3 rRNA genes are annotated in these 5,330 nt (G+C 61.7%); all 3 read right to left on the reverse strand.

The features are described 5' to 3' along the window. A 5S ribosomal RNA gene (gene rrf / locus D1643_RS07250) occupies positions 1-83 on the reverse strand; the annotation flags it as partial. A 93-nt stretch (positions 84-176) separates the two neighbouring features. After that, positions 177-3,144: ribosomal RNA gene (locus D1643_RS07255) — 23S ribosomal RNA — on the reverse strand. Between the two features lie 332 nt (positions 3,145-3,476). Further along, positions 3,477-4,984, reverse strand: a 16S ribosomal RNA gene (locus D1643_RS07260). Positions 4,985-5,330 lie beyond the last annotated feature (346 nt).

Here is a 5,330-nt window from a genome sequence, read left to right on the forward strand (position 1 = left end):
ACCCGCAGTACTTTCGGCGAGGAGGGGCTTAACTGCCGGGTTCGGAATGGGACCGGGTGATCCCCCTCTCCATGGTTCCGCTCATGGGAGGTGCTCCCACGAGGGGGCCCGTCCCGCGGGCCCTGACGGCTGCATGCGCGCGGCGCGAACGCGATCGAAACGCTATGCCTGATGCTGAGATGAAGAGCTCGGGCTATTAGTAGCGCTCGCCTGAGCAGGTCGCCCTGCTTGCAGCTGCGCCCTATCGACCTCGTGGTCTACGAGGGCCCTTACCGGAAAGGGAACTCATCTCGGAGGCGGCTTCCCACTTAGATGCCTTCAGCGGTTATCCGTGCCGGACGTAGCTAGGCGGCGGTGCCGTTGGTCGACAACCGCGTCACCAGAGGTCCGTCCACCCCGGTCCTCTCGTACTAGGGGCAGATCTCCTCAATTCCCTTGCGCCCGCGGAGGATAGGGACCGAACTGTCTCACGACGTTCTGAACCCAGCTCGCGTACCGCTTTAAATGGCGAACAGCCATACCCTTGGGACCGACTTCAGCCCCAGGATGCGATGAGCCGACATCGAGGTGCCAAACCTTGCCGTCGATGTGGACTCTTGGGCAAGATCAGCCTGTTATCCCCGGAGTACCTTTTATCCGTTGAGCGACGGCCATTCCACTCTGAGCCGCCGGATCACTAGAACCGACTTTCGTCTCTGCTCGGCTTGTGGGCCTCGCAGTCAAGCCCGCTTGTACTCTTGCGCTCTGCGGACGGTTGCCGACCGTCCTGAGCGGACCTTACGCGCGCCTCCGTTACTTTTTGGGAGGCGACCGCCCCAGTCAAACTACCCGCCTGGCACGGTCCGCGCGCCGGGTCACGGCCGCGCGTTAGGCAGCCGGCACGACGAGGGCGGTATTCCAAGGGCGCCTCCGCGGAAGCTTGCGCTCCCGCTTCCCAGGCTCCCGCCTATCCTCTACACGTCGTACCAACTGCCAATGCCAAGCTGCAGTAAAGGTTCACGGGGTCTTTCCGTCCTTCCGCGGGTAGTTCGCATCTTCACGAACAGTACAATTTCACCGGGTCCATGGTTGAGACAGCGCCCAAATCGTTACGCCATTCGTGCAGGTCGGAACTTACCCGACAAGGAATTTCGCTACCTTAGGACCGTTATAGTTACGGCCGCCGTTTACCGGGGCTTGGCTTCAGCGCTTCGCACGAGTGCTAACGCATCCGCGTAACCTTCCGGCACCGGGCAGGCGTCAGACCCTATACGTCGTCTTACGACTTTGCAGAGTCCTGTGTTTTTGATAAACAGTCGCTTGGGCCGTTTCGCTGCGGCCCCCGCACGCTCCGGACGCGAGGTCCTTCACCCGCAGGGGCGCTCCTTCTCCCGAAGTTACGGAGCCAGTATGCCGAGTTCCTTAACCATGGTTCTCCCGATCGCCTCGGTATGTTCTACCCGCCCACCTGTGTCGGTTTTGGTACGGGCGCCGATGGTCCTCCCTAGAGGTTTTTCTCGGAAGCATGGGCTCGCCGGCTTCGCCATGAGGCTTCGTCTCGCGTCTCAGGCTCACGTGAGGCGCTGGTTTCCACGCGCCTCGCCCTACATGCTTTCACGGGGACGTCCAGAACCCCGCCCGGCTACCCTTCTCCGTCGCCCCCTCGGTAGATAGCGGCCCATCAGCGGTACGGGAATGTCCACCCGTTGCGCATCGGCTACGCCTTCCGGCCTCGCCTTAGCTCCCGACTGACCCTGGGAGGATTAGCCTTGCCCAGGAACCCTTAGGCTTACGGCGGCTGGGTTTCTCGCCCAGCTCTCGTTACTCATGCCAGCATTCTCACTTCCGTCCCCTCCACCGCGGGTCGCCCCGCGGCTTCTCCGGTGACGGAAAGCTCCCCTACCAATGAAATGAATCATTCCGCCGCTTCGGCGCATCGCTTAGCCCCGTGAATTGTCGGCGCATGTCCACTCGACCAGTGAGCTGTTACGCACTCTTTAAATGCATGGCTGCTTCTAAGCCAACATCCTGGTTGTCTGGGCAGACGCACATCCTTTGCCACTCAGCGATGACTTGGGGGCCTTAGCGGGCGGTCTGGGCTGTTTCCCTCTCGAGCACACAGCTTAGCCCACATGCTCTGACTCCCGGCCTGTGATCCCATGGCATTCGGAGTTCGGTTCCCGTCGGTAGGCGGTGAAGCCCCCTCAGGGATCCGGTGGCTCTACCACCATGGGAGAACGGCCGAGGCTAGCCCTAAAGCTATTTCGGGGAGAACGAGATATCTCCGGGTTTGATTGGCCTTTCACCCCTATCCACAGGTCATCCCCTCCGTTTTCAACCGAAGTGGGTTCGGCCCTCCACGGGGTCTTACCCCCGCTTCAGCCTGCCCATGGATAGCTCACCCGGCTTCGCGTCTGCAGCATGCGACTGAATCGCCATCTTAAAGGCTCGCTTTCGCTGCGGCTCGTTTCATAACTTAACCTCGCCGCATACCGCAACTCGCTGGCTCATTCTACAAAAGGCACGCCGTCACAGCGCAAGGCTGCTCCGACTGCTTGTAGGCGCACGGTTTCAGGTACTGTTTCACTCCCCTCTCGGGGTGCTTTTCACCTTTCCCTCACGGTACTGGTGCGCTATCGGTCACAGGAGAGTGTTTAGCCTTGGAGGGTGGTCCCCCCGGCTTCGGACCGGGTTTCACGTGTCCGGCCCTACTCGGGAAATCCCCACGGGGGGAGCTGGGTTTCGCGTACGGGGCTCTTACCCGCTGCGGCCGGCCCTTCCATGCCGTTCCGCTACCCAGCTCCTTTGTGACCCCGCCCAGGCGGGCAGCGCCTGGGATGAGGCTCCCACGACCCCCGGGCGGCAACGCCTGCCGCTTACACGCGCCCGGGTTTGGGCTCGCGCGCTTTCGCTCGCCGCTACTCGCGCGATCTCGGTTGATTTCTCTTCCTCCGGGTACTTAGATGTTTCAGTTCCCCGGGTTGTCCCCCCGCCCCTATTTGATTCAGGGCGGGGTGCCCGGGCATGACCCCGGGCGGGTTCCCCCATTCGGAGATCCTCGGATCAAGGGATGTGTGCTCCTCCCCGAGGCTTATCGCAGCTTGCCGCGTCCTTCTTCGACTTCCTGTGCCAAGGCATCCGCCGTGCGCCCTTGGTATCTTCATCTACCGTCCAAGGTTCGCACGGAGAAGCATCGTAGTTGCTTCTCCAGATACTTTGAACTTATGTTCAAACATACGTTTGCGATCGTATTGTCTGTCCACGATGCGGACCACCTTCTTAATGCATGGTGCATTGGGATTGTGGTTTCGTATCATGGTTCGCGACACATTCGTGCCGCGCGCTATGCAACTGTCAAGGTGCGCGGGGCGGAGCCCCGAGGGCCGGATGCTGCGGACGATGCCAGGAGACGACCTCCGTGAGATAGGTTTCAAGAAGTCTTCCGGGAGCGGGGGGCAGATGCTCGACCCGCCTCGGACTCGTTAGAGTCTCCCTAGAAAGGAGGTGATCCAGCCGCACCTTCCGGTACGGCTACCTTGTTACGACTTCACCCCCCTTACCCTCCACACCTTCGACGCCTCCGCCCCTCGCGGGTTCGGCCGGCGGCTTCGGGTGCAGACGACTCGGGTGGTGTGACGGGCGGTGTGTACAAGGCCCGGGAACGTATTCACCGCGGCATGCTGATCCGCGATTACTAGCAACTCCGACTTCACGCAGGCGGGTTGCAGCCTGCGATCCGAACTGGGGCCGGCTTTGCGGGATTCGCTCCCCCTCGCGGGGTGGCGGCCCTCTGTACCGGCCATTGTAGCACGTGTGCAGCCCAGGGCATAAGGGGCATGATGACTTGACGTCGTCCCCACCTTCCTCCGGCTTGACGCCGGCAGTCTCCCATGAGTCCCCAACTCAATGCTGGCAACATGGGACAGGGGTTGCGCTCGTTGCGGGACTTAACCCAACATCTCACGACACGAGCTGACGACAGCCATGCACCACCTGCGCAGGCTCCTCTCGGCCACCGGGTTTCCCCGGCTTCACCTGCATGTCAAGCCCTGGTAAGGTTCTTCGCGTCGCTTCGAATTAAGCCACATGCTCCGCTGCTTGTGCGGGCCCCCGTCAATTCCTTTGAGTTTTAGCCTTGCGGCCGTACTCCCCAGGCGGGGCGCTTAATGCGTTGGCTGCGGCACGGAGGGAAGGTCCCCCCACACCTAGCGCCCATCGTTTACGGCTGGGACTACCAGGGTATCTAATCCTGTTCGCTCCCCCAGCTTTCGCGCCTCAGCGTCAGTGCCGGCCCAGAGAGCTGCCTTCGCCATCGGTGTTCTTCCCGATATCTGCGCATTCCACCGCTACACCGGGAATTCCGCTCTCCTCTACCGCACTCGAGCCGCCCAGTTCGGAACCCGGCCCGAGGTTGAGCCCCGGGGTTAGAGGTTCCGCTTAGGCAGCCGCCTACGCGCGCTTTACGCCCAATGAATCCGGATAACGCTCGCTCCCTACGTATTACCGCGGCTGCTGGCACGTAGTTAGCCGGAGCTTCTTCTGCAGGTACCGTCAATATCTTCCCTGCTGAAAGCGGTTTACAACCCGAGGGCCGTCATCCCGCACGCGGCGTTGCTGCGTCAGGGTTTCCCCCATTGCGCAAAATTCCCCACTGCTGCCTCCCGTAGGAGTCTGGGCCGTATCTCAGTCCCAATGTGGCCGATCGCCCTCTCAGGCCGGCTACCCATCGCGGGCTAGGTGGGCCGTTACCCCGCCTACTACCTAATGGGCCGCGACCCCATCCCTTGCCGTCGGGGCTTTCCCGCCGGCCCCATGCGGGGCCCGCGGAGTATCCGGTATTAGCCGCCGTTTCCAGCGGTTGTCCCGGAGCAAGGGGCAGGTTGGTCACGTGTTACTCACCCGTTCGCCACTCTATGCCCGGCCGAAGCCGGCTTAATCGTTCGACTTGCATGTGTTAGGCACGCCGCCAGCGTTCATCCTGAGCCAGGATCAAACTCTCCGTTCAAGCGGCCTTGCGGCCGCATCGGTTCGCTTGATACAAGCTGAAATATGTCTCATCCGCCCTGCGCCCGCAAGCGGGCCCGGGCCGAATCGACGAGGTCAAAATGTCCGTCTGACACTATTCGATCCATCTCGAAATTCATCCACAGTATCCGGTTCTCAAGGTTCCGCGCCGTCCGCTCTCGTGAGCGGCGCAAGGAGATACTTTACTAGGCTTCCGGAGGCTTGTCAACGACTTTTTTCGAATTTCTTCGAGGCCGGTCGCCGCCTCGCCCGCCGGGGGCCGCCGCCTCCCTCTCCCGAAAAAGACAGCTTGCATATATTACTGCTCTGGCGGGAAAGCGCAAGGG

Origin of the sequence: Enterorhabdus sp. P55 (genome assembly GCF_009911695.1) — a bacterium.
Classification (GTDB): Bacteria; Actinomycetota; Coriobacteriia; order Coriobacteriales; family Eggerthellaceae; genus Enterorhabdus.